Here is a 21,981-nt window from a genome sequence, read left to right as displayed (position 1 = left end):
ACGCCCTCCTTCCAACGCACACCGACACATGTCGGTGAGTCTTCAACGCGGGAGCGTAGCCGCAGGCCAGGGCGGCGGAGGCAGTTTGGTCCGGACTGTTGGCGCACCGTTATCTGCCCGCAATCGCAGGGCACACCGGTCGTCGCTTAGATCCGATACTGCGGCAATTTCCCGGGCCGGGCGGTAACAAGCCCTTAATCTTTCGGCGCACCCGCCGCGACAGCGGACAACTTGCGGGAAGTCCGCCATGCCCGGATTCCGAGGACGCCGACGGCCGTGCCGACCGCCAGCGAGGTGGCGATCAGCGCGGCGTGGACGATGAGAAAGGACGTCGGCCGCCCGTCGGCGAACGAGCGGTCGTCCTGCCAGATCGCCAGGCCGAACCGGGGCCAGATCACCCAGGTCCACACCCCGACCGCCGTCAGGAAGACCGCCCATCGCCGCGAGATCACCATGCGCCCACTATCGCAGCGGGCCGGTCGCCTACCTCGCCGGGACCAGCTCGGGTGAGGCCGTCGTCTCCCCCACGACCTCCGCACCGACTGTTCCGAGCCGCTTGCGGCCGATCAAGACCAAAATCAGACCCCCGATTGTGTACGCCGTGAGCACCGCGACCGGGAAGCTCGCGCCGTGCCCGTCGAAGTAGGAGGCCGAGCGCAGCAACGACCCGCCGGCGCCGATCGGCAGCCACTGCCCGACGGCGCCCCACGGCTGGGGCAGCAGCTCGGGCGCCGCCGAGATGCCGGAGATCGCGTTGCCGACCAGGAAGAACATCAGCACGCCGAGACCGATGCCGGGCTCACCGAGCAGCGCCGCCAGCCCGGCCACGGCCGCCGACATACCGAGCGCGAACAGACCCAGCGCCCCGGCCACGGCCAGGTAGTCCCCCGGCACGATGCCCAGCCAGAACTGCTGCACCGCGGCCGCGCCGAGCCCGGCGAAGGCGCCGTAGGCGACCAGCCCGACAACGCGGGCCGCGCGGTGCTTGAGCAGCATGAAAACCAGAATCCCGGCGATCATGCTGGTGATCGCGAGCGGCAGGAAGGCCGCCCCGAACCCGGCCCCGCGCGGGTCGTCCGCATCCAGCGGCACGACATCCTTCACCACGACGCCGCCCACACCGGCCGCGGAGGATCCAGCGGGCTGCGCGGGCGCGGCGGGTTGGGTGGGCTGCGCGGGCGCGGCGGGTTGGATGGACTGCGCGGGCGCGGCGGGTTGAGTGGGCGGGGCAGGCTGGGTGGCGCCGCCGGGCGCGGCGGGCTGAGAGCCGAGGCCGGTCGCGGCCTGGGTGAGCAAGGCGGCCACGGTGGGCGAGGCGCCTGAGGCGATGTGAACCTCCGGGCCCGAGGCGGTGACGACGATCGCGCCGTACACCTCGCGGTCCTGGATGGCGGCGTCGGCGGCGGTGGCGTCGGGGACCGTGGTGATCTCGAAGGCGCCGGGGTGGCCGGACTCGAGCTGGGCGGCGATCGCGGGCGGACCGGCCACGGCCAGTGGCAGGTCGCGCGGGGCCAGGTTGGCCGCGGGCGCGGCGAAGAGCGGGATGAGCAGGGCTTGGACGGCGACCACCGCGACCGCGATGAGCACGCCGAGGGTGATGGCGTTGCGTCGCATCTCTGACTCCTAAAACGAACACTCATTCTCTTTGTAGGCTCAGAGTGCCCCTCACCACGAGATCGTGTCAAGAACGAGCGTTCGTTTTACACTGTGGGACGTGCCACGCGTATCGGAAGAACACCTCAACGCCCGGCGGCAGCAGATCCTCGAGGCCGCCCGCGCCTGCTTCGTGACCAAGGGCCTGCACAACACGTCGATGCAGGACCTCATCAAGGAGGCCGGCCTCTCGGTCGGTGCGGTCTACCGCTACTTCAAGTCCAAGGACGAGATCATCGCCGCCATCGCCGAGACCGTGACCAGCGGCATCCTCCAGCACATCCACGCCGTGGCCGCCCGCCGCCTGCCGCTGGCCGAGTCCATGGAGGCCGTGCTGGAGGCCATCGAGGCCCAGATGGGCCCCGGCGGCACCCTGCCCATCGCGCTGCAGGTGTGGGCCGAGGCGTCCATCGACCCGGCCATCGCCGCGATCGCCCACGAGCGCTACACGACGCTGCGCAAGGCCCTGCAGGTGCTGGTGGAGCACGCGGTGGAGAGCGGCGAGCTGCCCGCCGGCACCGACGTCGAGGCCGTGACCAGCGCCTACTACTCGTTCGTGCCCGGCTATGCCCTGCAACGGCTGCTGACCGGCGGGCCGGACAAGGAGATCTACATGCGGGGCATCCGGGAGCTGATCAACCGGTAGGAACGGTCAGCCGGGCCGCTATCCGGGACCAGCCCTCGCGTACCTCGGCCTCGGTCGGCGGGCGGCCCGGGCGCACCCGCCGGGTCTCGTACGCCTCCTGGTCCGGTTCGTCGTCGGCCGGCGACGAAGCCACCGCGCGGGCCAGCGCGATCTCGGAGCGGATGGCCTCGGCGTCGGGCCGCGGCAGCAGCGGCTCGACCACCGCCATCAGATCCTCGTCGGCCACCACGGCCTGGGCCAGGGCGAGCGCGTGCGCGCGTTCGTACGGCCCGCAGACCACGGGTTCCCAGTCCTCCTCGTCGCCGAGCGCGCCGATGGTGATGACCCAGGGAAGGTCGGCCACCGGCGATCCGGCGGGCAGGTCGAGCGTCACGAGAGTGCCCACGGGCACATCATTCCGGGCGGCTGTGCCGAATCCAGGTATTTTGCCCCACCGGAGCACTTTTATCGTCAGCTGACAGGTCGATCACGCGGCCGTGCGGGCTGGTCGCCGCCCAGGCCGCCCCGAACAGCAGCAGCTGATTGAAGACGTACAGGTAGACCAGCACGCCGACGGCCGAGCCGACCAGTCCGTAGGCCGGGTTGCGCTGCACCAGGCCGACGAACGACTTGCCCACCGTGTTGAGCAATGTCACACCGATACCGACTTGCAGGACCGGCGGAGTCATCCGCCGCACCGTCATCCGCAACCGGGGCACCGCGGCCAGCAGCGCCGCCGCCAGCAGCATGTTGACCGCCACCGTGAGGGCCCAGCTCACCGTGGACTGCACGATGCCGTCGGCCATCCAGGCCAGCAGCTTCTCCAGCCCGTAGACGGCGAGCTGGCTGAGCGCGAGCAGGGCCAGGATGCCGAGCAGCACCAGCAGGTCGAGCGCCTGCCGCACCCCGATGTATCCGGGCTGCTCGTTGAGGCGCCAGATCAGCCGCTGCGACGAGCGGATCGCCTCGACCCAGGCGATGCCGGTGAAGGTCAGGCCGATGATGCCCACGATGCCGACGGTCTTTCCGCTGGCCAGGATGGCCGGCACGTCGAGGAAGGGCAGGTTCTGCCGGAGGAAGTCGCTGACGACCTCGAACAGCTCCTTGTTGTTGTCCAGCAGGATGCCGAAGATCGAATATCCGATCAGCAGCAGCGCGAAGACGGCGAAGAACCCGTAGTACGCGATGGCCGCGGCCAGGCGCCCGCCCTGCGCCTCCCAGAAACGCAGCAGGGCCCGGCTGAGGTGATCGAAGTATTTCGAGCGCCGGCGCAACCGGAGAATCTGCATCTCCGCGGTGTCGTACGCCCGATCGATCGGATTCACGCGCTGAAGGTAGCCGAAAAACTACGAACCCAGCGGGTAGTCGCGGCGGCGTTTCCACGGCCCCTCGCCGCCGTGCGAGAACAGCGTGAAGGCCGGCACTCCAAACTTCGCCGAGAAACCGGCCAGATCGTCGAACGCCGCGTCCAGCGCCTCGGCCGGCACGTCCTGGGCCACCGTCACATGCGGGTGGTACGGGAAGCGGGAGTCGCGGTTGACCTCGTCGGACGCCGTGATCGCCTCGGCCAGCAGCTCGCACTCGCTGATGCCGACGGCCAGCGTCACGAAGACCACCTCGGTGATCGGCCGGAACGTGCCGGTGCCACGCAGGTGGATGGTGAACGGCGGCTGGGCCGCGGCCACCTTCTCCAGATGCCGCTCGATCGACGGCAGCGCCTCGGTGCGCACCTCGGTCGGCCCCAGCAGCGTCACGTGGGCCGGGGTGTAGGCCGCCTGCGGGTCACCCGCCTCGGCCCGGCGGCGAGTCAGCTGCTCGCCCCAGGGCTCGGGGATGTCGATAGCGACGCCGATCCGGGTGAAGAGGGGGTCCGCCACCGCCGATCAGACCTCGCGCGCCGGGGCCAAAAAACCGATGTTCTTGTACGCCTCGGCGAGCGTCACCGACGCGACCGAGCGGGCCTTCTCGGCGCCGATCGCGAGCACCTTGTCGAGGTAGCCCGGGTCGTCGAGATAGGCCCGGGTGCGCTCCTGGATCGGCTTGACGAAGTCGACCACGATCTCGGCCAGGTCTTTCTTGAGGTCGCCGTAGCCGCGTCCCTCGTACTGCTCCAGCAGATCGTCTATGGTCCGCGCGGTGAGCGCGGCGTAGATGGTGAGCAGGTTGCTCACGCCCGGCTTGTTCTCCTCGTCGTAGAGGATCTCGCGCCCGGTGTCGGTGACCGCCGACTTGATCTTTTTGGCCGAGCGGGCCGGGTCCTCCAGCAGCTCGATGATGCCGTTCGGCGAGGAGGCCGACTTGGACATCTTCGAGGTCGGGTCCTGAAGGTCGGTGATCTTGGCGGTGTCCTTGACGATGTACGCCGAGGGAACCGTGAACGTCTTGCCGAAGCGGGTGTTGTACCGCTGGGCCAGGTCGCGGGTGAGCTCGAGGTGCTGCCGCTGGTCCTCGCCCACCGGCACCTGGTCGGCCTGGTAGAGCAGGATGTCGGCGGCCTGGAGGATCGGGTAGGTGAACAGGCCGACGGTGGTGCTGTCGGCGGCCTTGGCCGACTTGTCCTTGAACTGGACCATCCGGCCGGCCTCGCCGAAGCCGGTGATGCAGCTGAGCACCCAGCCGAGCTGCGCGTGCTCGGGCACGTGGGACTGGATGAACAGCGTGCAGCGCTCCGGGTCGAGCCCGACGGCGAGCAGCTGCGCGGCCGAGACGCGGCTGCGGGCCCGCAGGGCGGCCGGGTCGTGGCCCATCGTGATCGCGTGCAGGTCGACGACGCAGTAGTAGGCGTCGTGGGTCTCCTGCATCGACACCCAGTTGCGCACCGCGCCGAGGTAGTTGCCGAGGTGGAACGAGTCGGCGGTCGGCTGAATGCCGGAAAGCACGCGCGGGCGACGGGCGAGATCGGACATGAGCCCATTGTGTCAGCCCCCAAGGTCGGGGCGCGAACACCCCGGTGGGACCTGTCGCATGTTCGAACCTGTTGACTTTTGATCGAAAGTGATGGAACGTAAGGTTGACGCAAACGCCCAGCTAGGGGGAACCACACCGTGAAACTGCTCGTCACCGGGGGTGCCGGCTACGTAGGCAGCATCACCAGCCGCCTGCTGCTCGACGCCGGCCACGAGGTAGTGGTCCTGGACAGTCTGGTCCGGGGCTTCCGTGAGGCCGTCGCGCCCGACGCCACCTTCGTGCAGGCCGACATCGCCGACGCCGCGCAGGTGCTGACCCCCGAGGCCGGCTTCGACGCGGTGCTGCACTTCGCCGGGCTCATCCAGGCCGGCGAGTCGATGACCAAGCCCGAGCTGTACTGGCACGACAACGTGGTGAAATCGCTGGCCCTGCTCGACGCGATCCGGGCCGCCCGGGTGCCGCGGGTCATCTTCTCCTCCACCGCCGCCGTCTACGGCAACCCGGTCGAGCTGCCGATCACCGAGAACGCGGCCAAGGCCCCCACGAACACGTACGGCGCCACCAAGCTGGCGTTCGACTACGCGCTCACCTCGGAGACGTTCGCGCACAACCTGGCCGCGGTCTCGCTGCGCTACTTCAACGTCGCGGGAGCCTACATCCGCGACGGCCACGAGATCGGCGAGCGGCACGACCCCGAGACCCACCTGATCCCGATCACGCTTCAGGCCGCCGCCGGCAAGCGCGACAAGCTCCAGCTGTTCGGCGACGACTACCCGACCCCCGACGGCACCTGCGTGCGCGACTACATCCACGTGGAAGACCTGGCCCGGGCCCACCTGCTGGCGCTGGACGCCGCCACCCCGGGCGAGCACCGCATCTACAACCTGGGCAACGGCAACGGCTTCTCCAACCGCCAGGTCGTCGAGGCGGCCCGCGAGGTCACCGGCGCCGAGCTGCCGATCGAGATCGCCCCGCGCCGCGAGGGCGACCCGGCCACCCTGGTCGCGTCGTCCGCCCGCGCGCGGGAAGAGCTGGGCTGGGTCCCGCAGAAGAACACCCTGCAGGACATGATCGGTGACGCCTGGACCTTCTACCGAAAGCACGTGGCATGAGTGTCATCAACGACGCCGTAGAGGCGTATCGCAAGCAGTTCGGTGAAGAGCCCGCAGGTCTCTGGGCCGCTCCCGGCCGGGTCAACCTGATCGGTGAGCACACCGACTACAACGACGGCTTCGTGCTGCCGTTCGCCTTGCCGCAGCGCACCGTGGCCGCGGTCAGCCCGGCCCCGGCCGGCGAGTGGACCGTCTGCTCCACCTTCACCGACGAGGCCGTCTCGTTCGGGCTGACCCAGCCCGGCGAGGTCACCGGCTGGGCCGCCTACGTGGCCGGGGTCGTCTGGGCCCTGGCCGAGGACGGCCACGAGGTGCCCGGCGCCCGCATCGCGCTCGCCTCCGAGGTGCCGCTCGGCTCCGGCCTGTCGTCGTCGGCCGCCCTGGAGTCGGCCGTGCTGACCGCGCTGGTCGACCTGGGCGGGCTTGAGGTGCCGCTCGACCGCCGGCCGTCGATCGCCCAGCGCGCCGAGAACGTCTACGTGGGCGCGCCGACCGGCATCATGGACCAGTCGGCGTCCATCCGGTGTCAGGAGGGCAAGGCCCTCTTCCTCGACTGCCGCTCGTTCGAGGTCGACCAGATCCCGTTCGACCTGGCCGCCGAGGGCCTGGCCATCCTGGTCATCAACAGCAACGCCCCGCACCAGCACGTCGACGGCGAGTACGGCGCCCGCCGCAAGTCGTGCGAGGAGGCGGCCGCGATCCTGGGCGTCCCCGCGCTGCGCGACATCTCGGTCGCCGACCTCGACAACGTCCTGCCCCGCCTCGGCGACGACGTGATGCGCCGCCGGGTGCGCCACATCGTCACCGAGGACCAGCGGGTGCTCGACACCGTCGCCCTGCTGCGCGAGGGCCGCGTCCGCGAGATCGGGCCGGTGCTGACCGCCGGCCACGCCTCGATGCGCGACGACTTCGAGATCACCGTGGACCAGGTCGACGTCGCGGTCGAGGCCGCGATCGCGGCCGGCGCCCTCGGGGCCCGGATGACCGGCGGCGGCTTCGGCGGCTGCGTCCTGGCCCTCATCGAGGCCGGCAAGGCCCAGGTGACCACGGAGGCGGTCGAGGCGGCGTACGCACAGAGGGGCTTCAAGGCACCCACGTGCTGGACGGTGACGGCCGGGCCGGGCGCGACCGCGATCACCGCCTAGGAACGCTTCAGGTCATGCCCCCGCGGGTATGCGCAGGGGCATGACCACTCCACGGGAAACAGAGCAGGACGAGCCCAACGAGTTCGGCTTCGCCGGGGACGGCACCGCGCCGCAGCCCGAGCGGGAGCCCGCCGAAGGCTTCGGCGAGAGCATCGCCGTTCCGGCCGGCGACCTGACCGGCGCGATCGTCGAGGCGATCGAGGAGGTGGCGGAGGGCCGCCACCACCACAAGGACGAGTCCTAGGGCACCGGCTGCGCCTCGGCCGTCGGTCCCTTGACCACCGGTCTCCCGTCGATCCAGTCGACCCGGTCGAGCCAGAGCTGCCGGCCGGGCGCGACGCTGCCCACCGCGCCGTCCGGCCAGGCGTGGTAGAGCATCCAGGTCGCGCCGGTGGGCAGGGTGACCAGGAAGCCGTGGCCGGGTCCGGCCGCGGCGGCCGACGAGCGCAGGATCGGGTTCTCCGGCGCCTTGCGGCACGGGCCGAGCGGGCCGTCGCAGGTGGCGTAGCCCAGGGCGTAGGCGTCGGCGTCGAACGCGTTCGCCGAATAGAAGAGGTAGAGCTTTCCGTCGTGGCGGACCATCTGGGGCGCCTCGATGACGTGCGCCTCCCAGTCGGCGTCGTTGCGCAGCAGCCGTTTCGGCTCGCCGTCGATGGCACGGCCGGCGTCGTCGAGCCGGGCGCCGTAGAGGTAGGTGGGCTGCCCGACCGCGTTGCCGTCGTTCTTCCAGTAGAGCCAGCGGCCACCGGACTCGTCGAGGTAGGGGCTGGCGTCGATCGACCCGCCCTCGGTGGCCTGGCAGACCAGCGGCTCGGCGGCGTCGTCGGTGAACGGGCCGCCGGGCGTGCCGGCCACGGCGACGCCCACGCACTGGCGGCCGGTCGCGGTCGACCGGGCCGTGTAATAGAGCAGATAGGTGCCGCCGGGACCCTCGATCACCTCGGGCGCCCAGGTGTGCCCGCGCTCGGCCCATCGGCCGACCTGAGGCAGGGCGTCACCGGCCGGGGTCCAGTGCACGAGGTCGGCCGAGGTCAGGATCGGCACGTTCTCGGCCGAGCTGTTCGTTCCGTACGCGTACCAGGTCCCGCCGACGAGAAGCGCGCCCGGATCGGGGAAGTTCTCGCCGAAGACCGGATTGGTGAAGGTGTCCACTTTGTCCTCTGGAGGGGTGGCGGCCGTGGTGTCGCAGCCCGCGAGCAGCGCCACCACGGCCATCAACAGGAACCGTCTCACCACCGGTAGAACCGGAGGTAGTCGAACGACGCGGTGACCGCCGGCTCGGCGCCGCCGTGCGCGACCAGGCCGACACGCGGTGAACTGTCGGCGGGCAGGGTCCACACCCCGCCCCACGTCCAGCGCTTGCCGTCGCGGCTCACCCCGGCCCGGTATTCGTGCTCGCCGTTGGCCGGGTCGACCCGGTGGGCCAGGCGCAGCCAGGTGGTCTCGAGCCCGGGGGTGCCGGCGATCGTGCCGCCGTAGGACAGCGCTCCGGCGTACGGCATCTCCTTGCCGAACTCGACCTGCCGCGTGTTCCAGATGGCCACCGCGCTGAGCCGGGCGAAAAGATCGTCATTGGCGTACGCGATGAGCCCGGCCTGCTGGTAGTTGCGCACCGAGTCCTCGCCGAGCGGCAGCGTCAGCTTCGTCTCGGCGATCCACGAGCCGGCCGGCGGGTCGCGCAGCAGCACCCCGGCGTTGTTCGACGTGCCGGTCAGGTCGGCGCCCTGCACCGGCCAGCGCAGCGCCCCGGAGCCGGTGGTCACGGCCGGGTCGGGCCGCACGAAGTCCCAGCCGGCGCCGAGCGTGCCGAACTCGTCGGAGTACTGGCGCAGGAGACGGCCGGGTGACGGCGTGACGGCGGTGCCGCTCGGCCCGCCGGAGGCCCAGGCGCCCCGGTTGACCGTGGGCCAGCCGCCGATCCAGTCGAGGCGGTCGAGCAGCATCGGGCGCTCGTTGATGCCGAACGGCTCGTCCAGGTACGGGTCGTCGCGGTCGATGGCGTGGTAGACGAACCAGTCCTGCCCGGACCGGTCGGTGATCAGTCCGTTGTGCCCGGTGCCGACCCAGCGGTTGCCGTTCGGCGCGATCACCGGGGTGCCGCCGGCCCGCGAGACGTCGAGTCGCAGGCCGTCGCGGTCGGTGAACGGGCCGAGCGGGCTGCGGGATCGGCCCACCGACACCGAATATCCGGTGGTCGGGCCGGCGCAGCAGTTGGCCGAGGAGGCGAACAGGTAGTAGAAACCGTCGCGGCGTACGACGTACGCACCCTCGAACTTGTTGTCGATGGCGACCCGCGTCGGGGTGCCGGTGATCCGCAGGCCGTCGGCGGTGAGCTCGCTGACCCAGATGCCGCCGAAGTAGCTGCCGTAGTAGAGGTACTTCCTGCCGTCCGGCGTGGTCAACTGGGACGGGTCGAAGGTCCACCACCAGCCGCCGCCGGGGGCCGCGCGCGGCGGCACGGCCGGTTCCGCCGTGAAGGTCCACGGCCCGGTCGGGGTGGGCGCGGTGGCGACGCCGATCGCCGAGGCGCCGGGAGAAGTCTCGGTCACGGTCACGTACATGACCCAGCGCTTGCCGATCTTGCGAACGTCCGGTGCCCACAGTGAGGCGCCCTCCGCCGCAAACGCGGGCAGGCCGGTGAAGGCGTCGCCCACGTACTTCCAGTTCGCCAGGTCGGCCGAGCGCGCCATCGGGATGCGATGCGGTGTGCGCTCGCCCTCGCGGAGCGGGTCGGAGGTTCCGTACGCGTAATAAAGCCCGTCGTCTCCCCGCACGATGACCGGGTCGGCGAACGTGTCGGCGAAGGAGGCCGAGACGGGGTTCTGGGGCCGGGGTCTCCCGGCGGCGGTCAGAGCGGGCAGGAGGAGCAGCGCCGCAACCGCGGCGACCAGGCGTCGCATGGTCATCCTTTCAGTCCGGAGCGGGAGACACCCTCGATCACGTAGCGCTGCGCGACCACGAACAGCAGCAGCACCGGGATGCTGGCGATCAGCGCCCCCGCCATGATCACCGGGTAGTTGATCGTGTAGGCGCCCTGCAGGATCGCCAGGCCGGGCGGCAGCGTGAACTGGTCGGGGCTGAACAGCACGTAGATCGGCCAGATGAAGTCGTTCCAGTTGGTCAGGAAGCTGATCACCGCGAGGGTGGCCAGGGCCGGCTTCGACAGCGGCAGCACGACCCGGGTGAAGATCTGCCAGGAGTTGGCCCCCTCGAGCACGGCCGCCTCCTCCAGCTCCCGCGGCAGGCTCAGGAAGAACTGCCGCAGGAAGAAGACGCCGAACGCGCCGGCCGCCCCCGGGATGATCAGCGCCCAGAGCGTGTCGAGCATGCCGAACCGGTCGACGATCAGGAAGTTCGGGATGATCAGCACGAAGCTCGGTATGAAGAGCGTCGCGATGATCATGCCGAAGATCAGCCGCTTGAAGCGGAATTCCAGGCGGGCCAGGGCGTACGCGGCCATCGACGCCACCGCCAGCACGAGCAGGGCCTGCCCGGTCGCGGCGAGCACGCTGTTGAGGAACCAGCGCAGCACCGGCGTCTGGTCGTTGCCCATGAGCGTGCTGAAGGCGCTCGTGGTCGGCTCCTGCGGGAACACCGTGGGCGGCACCCGGGTCGCCTCGCCGGGCGTCTTGAAGGCGGTGAGCAGCATCCACACCAGCGGCGCGATGAAGACCAGGCTCAGTCCGATCAGGACGGTGTACCAGGCGATCGGCTTTACGCGTCTCATGCGTCCTTCTCCCGGAACAGGCGGAAGACAACCGCGCTGATCAGCAGCAGGCCGACGGTGAGCAGATAGCTCATGGCGGCGGCGCTGCCCATCTTGTAGTCGGCCAGGCCGACCTGGGCGATGTACATGATCGCGGTGCGGGTCTCGGTGCCGGGCGCGCCCTGCGTGATCAGGTACGACTGCCCGAACATGTTGGCCGACACCAGGATCGTGTTGACCGTGACGAACAGCAGCACCGGGCGCAGGCCGGGCAGCGTCACGTGGCGGAACTCGGCCCATTTGCCGCCACCGTCGATGCGGGCCGCCTCGTACAACTCCTTCGGAATGTCCTGGAGGCCGGCCAGGTAGATCACCGCGTTGAAGCCGAGCGTCCACCAGACCGTGACGCCGACCAGCGTGATCCAGGCCCACGGGAGCGCCGTGGTCCACGGGGCGGCGCCGGGCAGGATCGCGTTGACCACACCCAGGTTCGGGTCGAGCAGGAAGCGCCAGAGCACACCGATCACGGCCACGCCCAGCACGTACGGCGCGAAGTAGACCGCCCGGAAGAAGGTGCGCCCCTTGAAGCTCCGGTTGAGCATCAACGCGATGGCCAGCGGCACGGTCAGCAGCAACGGCACACTGAGGACCGTGAAGATCCCGGTCGCCGACATGCTCTCCCAGAAGAAGTCGAAGACCGCCGAGCTCGAGTCGAACAGCGCCCGATAGTTGTCCAGCCCGACGAACGGCTTGCCCGGCAGCAGGTAGTCCCAGTCGTGCAGGCTGATCCACAGCCCGTACACCGCCGGCGCCAGCACGAACGTCGCGAAGACCACGAAGTACGGCAGGACGAAGAGGTACGGGGTGAGCGCGCCGGTACGCCGGATCCGGCCACCGGCGCGCGCCTCCGTACTCACCTGCTCCTTGACTGCCAGGTCAGCCGCCATACTTCTTCGCGTTCTGCTCCAGGAGCTGGTTGGCCTTGGCGGCGCCGTCGGACAGCGCCTTGGCCGGCTCCTTGCGTCCCAGGACAGCCTCGTTGATCGCGGTGACGACGGTCGCCATCGCCTCCGCGATGCCCGGCTTCGGCGGCAGGAAGTGCAGGTCGTCGATCTGCGAGCCGATCGCCGACTGCTCCGGCAGCGCCTTGAACTCGGCGCTGTTTCTGATCTCGGCCCGGGCCGGCACCTGGCCGCCCTTGGCCCACTCGATCGAGTGCTGGCTGATCCAGTTGATGAAGACCTTGCCCGCGGCCAGCTTGTTGTCGTCCTTGGCCTTCTGCTTGAACTGCACGAACTGGTGCGAGCCGGCCCACGCCGCCTTCTGCGTGCCGATCTGCGGCAGCGCCGACACACCCCACTGGAGGTTCTTGTCCTCCTTGAGCGTGTTGATGGTCCAGATGCCGTTCCAGTTGAAGGCGTTCTTGCCGTTGCGGAAGGCCACCAGGTCGGCGTCCTGAGCCACGTTCTTGGGGCTCCAGCCGTTCTTGATGTGGTCGGTCATCCAGGTCAGCGCCTGCACGCCCGGCTGCTCGGCGTAGAGCGCCTTGGTCGCCTGCTCGTCGAACAGGTTGCCGCCGAACTGCCACAGCAGCGACTGGAACTGCATGCTGCCGGTGAACTCGAACGGGGTGACCCAGTCGCCCTGGATGCCCTTGGCCTTCATCTTGTCGAGCGCGTCGAGATATTCGTCGTTGGTGGTCGGCGGCTTCTCGGGGTCGAGGCCGGCCTTCTCCATGACGGTCTTGTTGTAGAAGAAGCCGAGCGGGTGCACGTCGAGCGGGATCGCGTAGCGGGTGTTGTTGTAGACGCCCGCGTTCCACACCGGCGGCGAGAAGTCCTCGGCCTTGAAGTTCAGCGCCTTGGCCAGGTCCTCCAGCGGCAGGATGACGCCGCGGGCGGCGTTGGTGGCCACGTTGTCGACGTGCATGATGCCGACGTCGGGCCCGTTGCCGGTGGCGACCGCGGCCGGCACCTTCTGGTAGTAGTCGGCCCACTGATAGGTGTTCATCGAGACCTTGATGTTCGGGTTCTCGGTGTTGAACTGGTCGACCAGCTTCTTCATGAACGGGCCGTCGCCACCGGTGAAGCCGTTCCAGAAGGCCAGGGCCACGTTCGGCCCGGTGTACGCGGTCGGCGCCGGCGCGGCGTTCTGGCCGCCGCCGGTGACCTTCTCGTTGGGCCCGCTGTCGCCGCACGCGCCGAGCAGGACGGCTCCGCCGGCGCCGGCGGTGAGACCGAGCAGGCCCCGTCGGGAGAATTGAAGATTCACTATGACTCCTCGGGAGTGAGGCACAGGGCGTGCCAGGAGACGGGCGGGAGGACGAGCTCACTCCCCGGGGAGACAGCCGTCTCGCCGGTGAGCGTGTGGTGCCGCGCCAGACGGTGCCGCGGGAAGGCGCGCAGATCGAGGGTGAGCGGCACCGGCTCGGTGCCGCGGTTGACGACGAAGACCGTGAGGGCGCCGGACTCCTCGTCGTGAGTGGCCACGGCGTCGACCGCGGGCACCTCGCCGTGGCGGCCGGTGGCCATGGCCGGCGCGGTCAGGGCCGGCCGCAGCACGGTGCCGCGGGCCAGCCGGGCGGTGTGCGCGAACGGGTGGAAGATGGTCTGCCGCCAGGCCCGGCCGCCGGGCTCGGTGCGGATCGGCGCGATCACGTTGACCAGCTGGGCCTGGCAGCCGACGGCGAGCCGGTCGGCGTGCCGCAGCATGCTGATCAGCAGGTTGCCGACCACCATGGCGTCGGTGTCGTTGTAGTCGTCCTCGATCAGCGCCGGCAGCTCCTCGATCTCCCGGTCCTCGGGCTCGGTGAAGCGGCTCTGGTACCAGACGTTCCACTCGTCGAGCGAGAGCTTGATGCGCTTGGTCCGGCGCAGCTTCGCCCGTACGAAATCGGCGGTGGCCACGACGTCGTCGATGAACCCGTCGAGGTCCACAGCGGACGCCCGGAAGGTGGCCTCGTCGTACTTCTCCGGGTCGTAGTAGTTGTGCAGCGAGATGTAGTCGACCTGGTCGTACGCCTGCTCGAGGACCGTCGCCTCCCAGGACGCGAAGGTCGGCATACCCGAGTTGGAGCTGCCGCAGGCGACCAGCTCGATGCTCGGGTCGACCCGCCGCATCGCGTGCCCGGCCCGGGCCGCCAGCTGCCCGTACTCGACGGCGGTGAGGCTGCCGATCTGCCACGGGCCGTCCATCTCGTTGCCCAGGCACCACAGCTTCACGTCGTGCGGCCGGGCCACGCCGTGCTTGCGGCGCAGGTCGGCGGCGGCCGTGCCGTCGGGCAGGTTGCAATATTCGACGAGCTCGGCCGCGGCCTCGACGCCGCGGGTGCCGAGGTTGACCGCCATCATCGGCTCGACGCCGGCCAGGCCGGTCCACCGCATGAACTCGTTGAGCCCGAAGGCGTTGCTCTCCAGGGCGCGCCAGGCCAGGTCGAGGCGGCGGGGACGGTCGCCACGCGGGCCGACGCCGTCCTCCCAGCGATAGCCGGAGACGAAGTTGCCGCCCGGATAGCGCACGGTGCTGACGCCGAGCTCGCGGACCAGCTCGAGCACGTCGCCGCGCAGACCGTCGTCGTCGGCGGTGGGGTGACCGGGTTCGAAGATGCCCGTGTAGACGCAGCGGCCCATGTGCTCCACGAAGGAGCCGAAGAGCCGCCGGTCGACCGGTGCGACGGAGAAGGCGGGATCGAGAGTGAGGTGCGCCACTGCCATGCCATGTTTTTACAACGTTGCATTCATCGTTGTAAAGAGACGGCGGTAAACGTTGTGAAATCCAGCCGTAACTTGTTTCAGGCGGAGGTGCTCTCGCGGACCACAAGGCGGTGGTCGACGCGAAGCTCCCGCGGGGCGCCACCCGCGGCCGGGCCGTCGCCGAGACGCTCGGCCAGCAGATCGACGGCGAGCTGGGCGATCCGCGGGGCGTCCGGCGCGATCGTGCTCAGCGTCGGCGTGGAGAAGCGGCCGTCCTCGATGTCGTCGAAGCCGATCACGGCGACGTCGCCGGGCACGCTCAGGCCACGCTCCAGCAGCGTGCGGATCGCGCCCAGGGCGAGCAGGTCGTTGAAGCAGAAGACCGCGTCCGGCGGCTCGCCCTCGTCCAGCAGCCGGGCCATCGCGGCGGCGCCGTCGGCCCGGTGGAAGCTCTCCACCCGCGCCTCGCGGCCCTGGAGCCCGGCCTCGGCCAGCACCGACCGGAAGCCGGCCAGCCGCTGGTGCGCGGTCACGGCCGAGGGCCTGTCCTGCACGCCTATCGCGGCGATCCGCCGGCGGCCCAGTGAGGTCAGATGACGGGTGGCGTCGGCCGAGGCCGCGGTGTTGTCGATGGCCACGTGGTCGGCCGGCCCGTGCCACACCCGCTCGCCGAGCAGCACCATCGGAGTCCCGCTCTCGACCGCCAGCTCCTCGCCGGCCAGCGCGAGCGGGCTGAAGATCAGCCCGTCGATGGCGTGCCGGCGCAGCCCGGCGACCAGGTTGCGCTCGCGCTCGGCCTGCCCGTCGGTCTGGTCGATCAGGACGGTCCAGGAACGCTGCTCGGCCGCCTGCACGATCAGGCCGGCGATCTCGGCGAAATACGGCGACTGGAGCTCGGGCACGGCCAGGGCGATCACCCCGGAACGGCCGCTGCGCAGCTGGCGGGCGGCCATGTTGGGCACGTAGCCGAGCGCCTCGATGGCGGCCTGCACGCGGGCACGCGTCGCCGGGGCCACGTGCACGTAACCGTTGACGACATTGGAGACCGTCTTGATCGACACACCGGCCCGCGCGGCGACATCCTTGAGGCCCGGCGGCACGAATGTGGACTATACAACGTTGCAGTACTTAAGTCCGATCACCCGGCGGAGCTAAGGGGCGACTAGTGGATCTGCGTTCGCGATTACCGTGACGGCATGTCCATGAGCGCAGCGTGTCTGCCGACCGAGGAGTCCGCCGTGCATGTCGAAAGCGATCACGACGCCTCGGTCGCCCTGGTGACCGTCGCCGGTCCCTGGGACCGCGCGCTGTGGCAGCGCAGCAGCACACGCTTGCAGAAATGCCTGGCCGAGCACCCCGAGGCGATCATCGTGGACCTCTCCGGACTCGACGACCCCGGGGCGCGCAGCGCGCCCACCTGGATCAACGCCCGGCTCACGGCGGCGGCGATGGAGCCGCCCGTCCAGCTGGCCCTCTGCGTCCCGCCCGACCTGCCGCTGGCCGACCGGCTCCAGCGCCTCGGCGCCCGCAATCACCTGCCCGTCTACGCCAAGGTGAGGCAGGCCCGGGTGTCCATCGCCGGCCGCTTGCCGCTGACCGAGCGCCTGAGCCTGACGCTGCGGCCCGACCCCGAGGCGCCCAGCCTGGCCCGCAACCTGGTCAGCGACGCCTGCCTGGCCTGGAACCTCCCGGAACTGCTGCATCCGAGCCGGACCGTCATGTCGGAGCTGGTCACCAACGCGGTCGAGCACGCCCGCACCGAGATGACGGTGGTGGTCAGCCTGCGTGGGCCCGGGCTGCACATGATCGTGTCCGACCTTTGCCCCGAGCCGCCGCGCCTGATCAAGCCGAGCCGTGTGCTCCGCGGCCGGCCGCTCGACGATCGAGGGCTCGGCCTGCGGGTCGTGGACGGCACCGCGACCGCCTGGGGGACGCTGCCGACCAGTACCGGAAAGGTCGTCTGGGCGACGCTGCAACCGCGCCGCCCAGGCTCGCGCGTTACTGGGCTTCGATGATCATTCCGGCGCCGACCGTGCGGTTGGTGCTCTCGTCGATCAGGATGAAGCCGCCGGTGGTGCGGTTGCGCCGGTATTCGTCGGCGAGCAGCGGCACCGTCGTGCGCAGGCGCACCCGGCCGATCTCGTTGAGCTTCAGCTCGCCCGCCGCCTCGTCCCGGTGCAGGGTGTTGACGTCCAGCCGGTACTGCAGGCCGCGCACGACAGTCCGGGCCGAGCGGGTGGTGTGCTTGATGGCGTATTTCCCGCCGACGCGCAGCGGCGCCGACTCGTCCATCCAGCAGACCATCGCCTCGATGTCCTGGGCCACCGCGGGCGCGTTGTGCGGGCGGCAGATCATGTCGCCGCGCGAGATGTCGATCTCGTCGGCCAGCCGGACCGTGACCGACATGGGCGGGAAGGCCTCGTCGACCGGCCCGTCCGCGGTGTCGATGGCCGCGATCTTGCTGGTCAGCCCGGACGGCAGCACCATCACGTCGTCGCCCGGCTTGAGCACGCCCGAGGCGACCTGGCCGGCGTAGCCGCGGTAGTCGGTGACCGTGGTCGACTGCGGGCGGATCACGTACTGCACCGGGAAGCGCACGTCGACCAGGTTGCGGTCGCTGGCGATGTGCACGTGCTCCAGGTGGTGCAGCAGCGACGGCCCGTCGTACCAGGGGCTGTTCTCCGAGCGCGACGCGATGTTGTCGCCGTTGAGCGCCGACACCGGGATGATCGTCAGGTCGGTGATCTCGAGCTTGGCCGCGAACGAGGTGAACTCGTCGGCGATCCGGTCGTAGACCGCCTTGTCCCAGTCGACCAGGTCCATCTTGTTGATGCAGAGCACCAGGTGCGGCACCCGCAGCAGCGACGTCAGGAACGCGTGCCGGCGGGACTGCTCGACCAGGCCCTTGCGCGCGTCGACAAGGATCAGCGCGAGGTCGGCCGTGGAGGCGCCGGTGACCATGTTCCGGGTGTACTGGATGTGCCCGGGGGTGTCGGCGATGATGAATTTCCGCCGCGGCGTGGCGAAGTAGCGGTAGGCCACGTCGATGGTGATGCCCTGCTCGCGCTCGGCCCGAAGGCCGTCGGTGAGCAGCGCCAGGTTGGTGTACTCGTCGCCGCGCGACGCGCTGGCCGCCTCGACGGCCTCGAGCTGGTCGGCGAAGATGGTCTTGGTGTCGTACAGAAGACGCCCGATCAGGGTGGACTTGCCGTCGTCGACGCTGCCCGCGGTGGCGAACCGCAACAGGTCCATGCGCGCCGAAGGCGCCGTCTCGTTCTCCAGGACGGCCTGACTCATCAGAAGTAACCCTCTCGCTTGCGGTCTTCCATCGCGGCCTCGCTGACCTTGTCGTCACCGCGGGTCGCGCCACGCTCGGTGATCCGGGTCGCGGCGACCTCGTCGATCACCTTTTCCACCGTGTCGGCCTCCGACAGCACCGCGGCGGTCTGCGAGGCGTCGCCCACCGTGCGGTAGCGGACCCGGCGCACCTCGGACGTCTCGCCGTCCTTGAGCTGGATGAACTCGTTCACCGCGTAGAACATCCCGTTACGCTCGACGACCTCGCGGTCGTGGGCGTAGTAGATGCTCGGCAGCGGGACCTGCTCCTTGGCGATGTAGTGCCAGATGTCCAGCTCGGTCCAGTTGGAGAGCGGGAACACCCGGATCGACTCGCCCGGGTGGTGCCGGCCGTTGTAGAGGGCCCACAGCTCGGGACGCTGGTTCTTCGGGTCCCACTGGCCGAACTCGTCGCGGAAGCTGAACATGCGCTCCTTGGCGCGTGCCTTCTCCTCGTCGCGACGGGCGCCGCCGAACAGGGCGTCGAAGCGGTATTTCTCGACCGCGGCCAGCAGCACCGGGGTCTGGATGCGGTTGCGGGTGCCGTCGGGCAGCTCGCGCACCAGGCCGGTGTCGATCGCCTCCTGGACGCTGGCCACGACCAGGTTGAGGCCGAGGGTGGCGACCCGGGTGTCGCGGTAGTCGAGCACCTCGGGAAAGTTGTGCCCCGTGTCGACGTGCATGACCGGGAAGGGGATGCGGGCCGGGGCGAAGGCCTTCTCGGCCAGGCGCAGCATGACGATCGAGTCCTTGCCACCCGAGAAGAGCAGGACGGGACGCTCGAACTCCGCCATGACCTCGCGCATCACGAAAATGGCCTCGGCTTCGAGGGCATCCAGGTGCGAGACGCGGTACGGCTTCGTCTGGCTCATGGTGTGTCTCCAGACCTTTCCGGCTTTTAGCGGCTGTCTTACCTACGGGGAACCGTCATTCTGACGGAAGGTGACGCTGCAACGCTGCAAGCAACCGAGGAGCGAGATCCTTACGGCACACCACCAGGTCCGGCAACTTAGGGTCGGCCTCGTTGTATCTCAGCGTAGAACCGTCGATACGGGAAGCGTGCAGACCCGTGGCCAGCGCCACAGCGACCGGCGCGGCCGAGTCCCACTCGTACTGGCCACCGGCGTGCACGTACGCGTCGGCGTCGCCGTTGATCACTGCGGCGATCTTGACGCCGGCCGAGCCCATCGGCACCAGCTCGGCCCCGAGCTCCTCGGCCAGTGTCGTGACAAAGGCCGGTGGACGGGTACGGCTGGCCGCGATCCGGATCGGCCCGCCCGTCGCCGACTCGAGCGGCAGCGGCGGATAGGCCGGCGGGTGATCGGTGGCGATCGTCCGGTGCTGGGCGGGCATCGCTACCGCGCCCGCGGCCAGGCAGGCCGGGCTGCCGCAGTCGGCCGTCCAAAGAGCCACATGCACGGCCCAGTCGGACCGGCCCTCTTCGGAGAACTCGCGGGTGCCGTCGAGCGGGTCGACGATCCAGACCCGGCCCGCGCTCAGCCGCTCCGGGCGGACGCTGCCCGGCTCGCCGTCGCGCCACGCCGCCCGCGCATGGTCGTCCTCCTCGGACAACACGGCATCGGCCGGGCGCCACCGTGCGAGCTCGGCCTTCATCAGGTCGTGCGCGGCCTTGTCACCGGCCGCCTTGAGGGCGGCGCCGTCGCCGTACCCCATCTCTTCCCGCACCTGGAGCAGCGCCTGACCGGCCTTGTCGGCCAGCCAACGGGCGAAGGCGCCGTCGGTCACCGGCGCGTGGCCGAGGTCCAGACTGTCCCGCTGCGAGGTCATGCGCGCCGACGTCTCTGTCCGCTCGCCCATTCTGTTTACTCCCCAAGGATTAGTAAGCCCCGGACGACCGCACCACAGCCGTCATCGTGCGCAACAGGATGACCAGGTCCAAACTCAGGGACCAGTTCTCCACATAGCGCAGGTCCAGCCGGACCGCTTCCTCCCACGGTAGATCCGAACGTCCGGATACCTGCCACAGGCCCGTCATGCCCGGCTTGACGGCGAGCCGGCGCCGCACGTCGTCGGCGTACGCCGCGACCTCGGCCGGCAGCGGCGGACGCGGCCCCACCAGGGACATCTGCCCCAGCACCACGTTGAGCAGCTGAGGCAGCTCATCCAGGGAGAACCGGCGCAGATATCGCCCGACCGGGGTAACCCGCGGATCATCACGAATCTTGAAGAGCACACCGTCGTGCTCGTTGAGATGCCTCAGCTCGGCCAGGCGGGCCTCGGCATCGACATACATGCTGCGGAACTTGTAGATGCGGAAGTGACTGCCGTCACGACCCACCCGCACCTGACGAAAGAGTACCGGCCCGCGGGAGGTGACCCGCACACACAGTGCGACGCCCAGCAGCAGCGGGCCGAACAGCACGAGCAGCGCCAGCGCGCCGAGCCGGTCCACCACCTCTTTGACGAGCCTCGATCCGCCGTGCAGCCGCGGATGCTCGACGTGCAGCATGGGCAGCCCGTCGAAGGGCCGGATCGTGGTGCGGGCGCCGGCCACGTCGACCAGCGCGCTGGCCACCACCAGGTCGACCTCGTCGCGCTCGAGCCGCCAGGCCAGCCGGCGCAGCTGCTCGCCGTCGAGCTCGGGACAGCTCAGCACCACGACGGTGTCGGCGTCGGCCTGCTCGACCGCGGAGGCCACGTCGTCGAACGTGCCGTAGACGACGAAACCGCTGACCCCGGCGCCGTCGTGCCCGGGCGGCAGGCAGGCGCCGACCACCTCGAGCCCGTGGTACCGCTCCCGCCGCAGCTGCCGGGCCATCCCGATGATCGACAGCTCGTGACCGACCAGGATCACCCGGCGCAGGCTCTGACCGCGGGCGCGGGCCAGGTGCAGCCGCTTGCGCAACGCGAAGCGCAGCACCGCCGAGGTGCCGATCGCCGTGGGCAGGGCCACCAGGACATAACTGCGGGCCAGATCGAGATCGAGGGCGTACGACACCAGGGCCGTTCCCGCGATCAGGCCGACCCCACCGCGGAGCACGCGCTGATATTCGTCGGTGCCCACGAACAGATAGCGCCGCTCGTACGCCCGCGAGACCGCCAGCACGACGAGCAGCAGCACCGGCAGCAGGGCCGAGAGCACGATGTAGGCCCGGTTGTAGGTGGTGACCTCGTCACCGAAGCGCAGGCCGAAGGCGGTCGCCCCGGCCGCGGTGCCGGCCAGCAGGTCACACAGCACCAGCGAGCGGACGTAGCTGCGCTCCCACCGCTGCCGCCGCGACATCGCCGCGTGCCGCCCGCGGATCCGGATGAACGGCCGAGCCGCCGGCCGCACCGCCGCCGACCGATTGCGCCGCTGCGACCATCGATCGATCGCCTGGTTGCGCCGCGGATCGGCGGTGTTGGTCCCGGCCCGCGGCGCCGCGTTGTCGGCTTTGGCGCCGGCCCCGGCCTTGGCCCCCGCGCTGTCCTTCGCCGCGCCCTTTACCGCCGCGCTGTCCCTCGTCGCGCCCTTTCCCGCCGCGCTGTCCCTCGTCGCGCCCCGGGTTGCGTTGTTCACCGGCCACTCGCCGGGCTGCGGCCGATCCTCGCCGGAGCGCGAACCGGCTCCGGCCGGCGGCGGGCTCAGCGGGATGTTCGGGGCCGGGATCCTCGAGTTGCGCGCGACGGCCTTGCCGGCCTTCTTCGGGCCCTGGTTGGCCGGCGGGTGGTTGGCCCAGCCGTACCCCTCGGGAGGCTCCCCGCCGTCACCGGGCGGCCCGATCTCCGGCAGCAGGACGGTCGGCTCGGTCAGCACCGACTCCCGCGGCGCGGACACGTCCTGCCGCATACCGAACCTCCCCCG

At 70.2% G+C, this 21,981-nt stretch carries 22 protein-coding genes; 5 read left to right on the top strand and 17 right to left on the bottom strand.

Annotation, left to right across the window (positions count from 1 at the left end):
- Window positions 1-194 precede the first annotated feature (194 nt).
- Window positions 195-455, bottom strand: a complete 261-nt coding sequence (locus CRP55_RS02880) for an SCO4848 family membrane protein (protein WP_097317851.1) — start codon at window positions 453-455, stop codon at window positions 195-197.
- A gap of 28 nt (window positions 456-483) precedes the next feature.
- Window positions 484-1,614, bottom strand: coding sequence for a hypothetical protein (locus CRP55_RS52740; RefSeq protein ID WP_179854992.1), 1,131 nt, complete (start codon window positions 1,612-1,614; stop codon window positions 484-486).
- Window positions 1,615-1,714: 100 nt separating this feature from the next.
- Here CRP55_RS52740 and CRP55_RS02865 point away from each other — a divergent pair, with 100 nt between their 5' ends.
- Window positions 1,715-2,299 (top strand): TetR/AcrR family transcriptional regulator, encoded by a 585-nt coding sequence (locus tag CRP55_RS02865; RefSeq protein WP_179854991.1) that lies wholly within the window; start codon window positions 1,715-1,717, stop codon window positions 2,297-2,299.
- On the opposite strand, the gene CRP55_RS02860 is transcribed toward CRP55_RS02865, so the two are convergent.
- From CRP55_RS02860 to trpS, 4 genes are read right to left on the bottom strand one after another with little or no spacing between them, the layout of a single operon-like run.
- On the bottom strand, window positions 2,289-2,684 hold the full coding sequence (locus tag CRP55_RS02860) for a hypothetical protein (RefSeq protein WP_097317850.1): 396 nt from the start codon (window positions 2,682-2,684) through the stop codon (window positions 2,289-2,291). The two genes, CRP55_RS02865 and CRP55_RS02860, sit on opposite strands and share 11 nt — an antisense overlap.
- Window positions 2,685-2,691: 7 nt before the next feature.
- The gene (locus CRP55_RS02855) at window positions 2,692-3,603 is read right to left on the bottom strand and encodes a YihY/virulence factor BrkB family protein (RefSeq protein ID WP_097317849.1); all 912 of its coding nucleotides are present in this window, start codon (window positions 3,601-3,603) and stop codon (window positions 2,692-2,694) included.
- A gap of 21 nt (window positions 3,604-3,624) precedes the next feature.
- The gene (locus tag CRP55_RS02850; RefSeq protein WP_097317848.1) at window positions 3,625-4,155 is read right to left on the bottom strand and encodes a 2'-5' RNA ligase family protein; all 531 of its coding nucleotides are present in this window, start codon (window positions 4,153-4,155) and stop codon (window positions 3,625-3,627) included.
- A gap of 6 nt (window positions 4,156-4,161) precedes the next feature.
- Window positions 4,162-5,184: a tryptophan--tRNA ligase gene (gene trpS, locus CRP55_RS02845; protein WP_097317847.1), complete on the bottom strand. Its 1,023-nt coding sequence runs from the start codon at window positions 5,182-5,184 to the stop codon at window positions 4,162-4,164.
- Between the two features lie 138 nt (window positions 5,185-5,322).
- On the opposite strand from trpS, the gene galE reads away from it, so the two are divergent.
- Genes galE through CRP55_RS02830 form a run of 3 tightly spaced genes read left to right on the top strand, consistent with a single transcriptional unit; the run spans window position 5,323 to window position 7,686 of the window.
- Window positions 5,323-6,297 (top strand): UDP-glucose 4-epimerase GalE, encoded by a 975-nt coding sequence (gene galE, locus CRP55_RS02840; RefSeq protein ID WP_097317846.1) that lies wholly within the window; start codon window positions 5,323-5,325, stop codon window positions 6,295-6,297.
- Window positions 6,294-7,442, top strand: a complete 1,149-nt coding sequence (gene galK / locus CRP55_RS02835) for a galactokinase (protein ID WP_097317845.1) — start codon at window positions 6,294-6,296, stop codon at window positions 7,440-7,442. The genes galE and galK overlap by 4 nt, the downstream gene beginning before the upstream one ends.
- A 40-nt stretch (window positions 7,443-7,482) precedes the next feature.
- Window positions 7,483-7,686: a hypothetical protein gene (locus tag CRP55_RS02830; protein WP_097317844.1), complete on the top strand. Its 204-nt coding sequence runs from the start codon at window positions 7,483-7,485 to the stop codon at window positions 7,684-7,686.
- Here the strand turns inward: CRP55_RS02830 and CRP55_RS02825 are convergent.
- The 7 genes from CRP55_RS02825 to CRP55_RS02795 all read right to left on the bottom strand — a co-directional run bounded on the left by CRP55_RS02825 (window position 7,683) and on the right by CRP55_RS02795 (window position 15,940).
- Window positions 7,683-8,678, bottom strand: a complete 996-nt coding sequence (locus CRP55_RS02825; RefSeq protein WP_218854014.1) for a glycoside hydrolase family 43 protein — start codon at window positions 8,676-8,678, stop codon at window positions 7,683-7,685. The two genes, CRP55_RS02830 and CRP55_RS02825, sit on opposite strands and share 4 nt — an antisense overlap.
- A complete protein-coding gene (locus CRP55_RS02820; protein WP_097317843.1) occupies window positions 8,672-10,342 on the bottom strand; it encodes a glycoside hydrolase family 43 protein in 1,671 nt (556 codons plus the stop codon). The genes CRP55_RS02825 and CRP55_RS02820 overlap by 7 nt, the downstream gene beginning before the upstream one ends.
- 2 nt (window positions 10,343-10,344) lie before the next feature.
- On the bottom strand, window positions 10,345-11,169 hold the full coding sequence (locus CRP55_RS02815) for a carbohydrate ABC transporter permease (protein ID WP_097317842.1): 825 nt from the start codon (window positions 11,167-11,169) through the stop codon (window positions 10,345-10,347).
- Window positions 11,166-12,095, bottom strand: coding sequence for a carbohydrate ABC transporter permease (locus tag CRP55_RS02810; protein ID WP_097317841.1), 930 nt, complete (start codon window positions 12,093-12,095; stop codon window positions 11,166-11,168). The genes CRP55_RS02815 and CRP55_RS02810 overlap by 4 nt, the downstream gene beginning before the upstream one ends.
- Entirely contained in the window at window positions 12,085-13,419 is a 1,335-nt protein-coding gene (locus CRP55_RS02805; RefSeq protein WP_179854990.1) for an ABC transporter substrate-binding protein, read from the bottom strand. Before CRP55_RS02805 ends, CRP55_RS02810 begins: the two co-directional genes overlap by 11 nt.
- Window positions 13,419-14,861 carry an arabinosylfuranosidase ArfA gene (arfA, locus tag CRP55_RS02800; RefSeq protein WP_097317840.1) on the bottom strand — a complete coding sequence of 481 codons (1,443 nt, stop codon included), beginning with the start codon at window positions 14,859-14,861 and terminating at the stop codon, window positions 13,419-13,421. The genes CRP55_RS02805 and arfA overlap by 1 nt, the downstream gene beginning before the upstream one ends.
- A 77-nt stretch (window positions 14,862-14,938) precedes the next feature.
- Window positions 14,939-15,940, bottom strand: coding sequence for a LacI family DNA-binding transcriptional regulator (locus CRP55_RS02795; protein ID WP_097317839.1), 1,002 nt, complete (start codon window positions 15,938-15,940; stop codon window positions 14,939-14,941).
- Window positions 15,941-16,036: 96 nt separating this feature from the next.
- Between CRP55_RS02795 and CRP55_RS02790 the strand changes: the two genes are divergently transcribed.
- Complete coding sequence (locus CRP55_RS02790; RefSeq protein WP_097317838.1) at window positions 16,037-16,855, top strand: ATP-binding protein; 819 nt, start codon at window positions 16,037-16,039, stop codon at window positions 16,853-16,855.
- Here CRP55_RS02790 and cysN read toward each other — a convergent pair.
- The 4 genes from cysN to CRP55_RS02770 are packed head-to-tail and all read right to left on the bottom strand — an operon-like array spanning window position 16,839 to window position 21,966.
- Entirely contained in the window at window positions 16,839-18,137 is a 1,299-nt protein-coding gene (cysN, locus tag CRP55_RS02785; protein WP_097317837.1) for a sulfate adenylyltransferase subunit CysN, read from the bottom strand. The genes CRP55_RS02790 and cysN overlap by 17 nt on opposite strands.
- A complete protein-coding gene (cysD, locus tag CRP55_RS02780; RefSeq protein WP_097317836.1) occupies window positions 18,137-19,048 on the bottom strand; it encodes a sulfate adenylyltransferase subunit CysD in 912 nt (303 codons plus the stop codon). The genes cysN and cysD overlap by 1 nt, the downstream gene beginning before the upstream one ends.
- Window positions 19,049-19,103: 55 nt before the next feature.
- Entirely contained in the window at window positions 19,104-19,964 is an 861-nt protein-coding gene (locus CRP55_RS02775; RefSeq protein ID WP_245922829.1) for a 3'(2'),5'-bisphosphate nucleotidase CysQ, read from the bottom strand.
- A gap of 49 nt (window positions 19,965-20,013) precedes the next feature.
- A complete protein-coding gene (locus tag CRP55_RS02770) occupies window positions 20,014-21,966 on the bottom strand; it encodes a sugar transferase (RefSeq protein ID WP_245922753.1) in 1,953 nt (650 codons plus the stop codon).
- Window positions 21,967-21,981 lie beyond the last annotated feature (15 nt).

Source organism: Paractinoplanes atraurantiacus, from assembly GCF_900215205.1.
Lineage (GTDB): Bacteria > Actinomycetota > Actinomycetes > Mycobacteriales > Micromonosporaceae > Actinoplanes > Actinoplanes atraurantiacus.
The sequence above is the reverse complement of the archived record's forward strand: the minus strand, read 5'-3'. Positions and strand labels throughout refer to the sequence as shown.

Excerpts from the sequence above, each read along its gene's own strand:
- CRP55_RS02880 (WP_097317851.1), bottom strand. The coding sequence starts at position 455 with ATGGTGATCTCGCGGCGATGGGCGGTCTTCCTGACGGCGGTCGGGGTG.
- CRP55_RS52740 (WP_179854992.1), bottom strand. The coding sequence starts at position 1,614 with ATGCGACGCAACGCCATCACCCTCGGCGTGCTCATCGCGGTCGCGGTG.
- trpS (WP_097317847.1), bottom strand. The coding sequence starts at position 5,184 with ATGTCCGATCTCGCCCGTCGCCCGCGCGTGCTTTCCGGCATTCAGCCG.
- galK (WP_097317845.1), top strand. The coding sequence starts at position 6,294 with ATGAGTGTCATCAACGACGCCGTAGAGGCGTATCGCAAGCAGTTCGGT.
- CRP55_RS02830 (WP_097317844.1), top strand. The coding sequence starts at position 7,483 with ATGACCACTCCACGGGAAACAGAGCAGGACGAGCCCAACGAGTTCGGC.
- CRP55_RS02820 (WP_097317843.1), bottom strand. The coding sequence starts at position 10,342 with ATGCGACGCCTGGTCGCCGCGGTTGCGGCGCTGCTCCTCCTGCCCGCT.
- CRP55_RS02815 (WP_097317842.1), bottom strand. The coding sequence starts at position 11,169 with ATGAGACGCGTAAAGCCGATCGCCTGGTACACCGTCCTGATCGGACTG.
- CRP55_RS02810 (WP_097317841.1), bottom strand. The coding sequence starts at position 12,095 with ATGGCGGCTGACCTGGCAGTCAAGGAGCAGGTGAGTACGGAGGCGCGC.
- arfA (WP_097317840.1), bottom strand. The coding sequence starts at position 14,861 with ATGGCAGTGGCGCACCTCACTCTCGATCCCGCCTTCTCCGTCGCACCG.
- CRP55_RS02790 (WP_097317838.1), top strand. The coding sequence starts at position 16,037 with ATGTCCATGAGCGCAGCGTGTCTGCCGACCGAGGAGTCCGCCGTGCAT.
- cysN (WP_097317837.1), bottom strand. The coding sequence starts at position 18,137 with ATGAGTCAGGCCGTCCTGGAGAACGAGACGGCGCCTTCGGCGCGCATG.
- cysD (WP_097317836.1), bottom strand. The coding sequence starts at position 19,048 with ATGAGCCAGACGAAGCCGTACCGCGTCTCGCACCTGGATGCCCTCGAA.
- CRP55_RS02775 (WP_245922829.1), bottom strand. The coding sequence starts at position 19,964 with ATGACCTCGCAGCGGGACAGTCTGGACCTCGGCCACGCGCCGGTGACC.
- CRP55_RS02770 (WP_245922753.1), bottom strand. The coding sequence starts at position 21,966 with ATGCGGCAGGACGTGTCCGCGCCGCGGGAGTCGGTGCTGACCGAGCCG.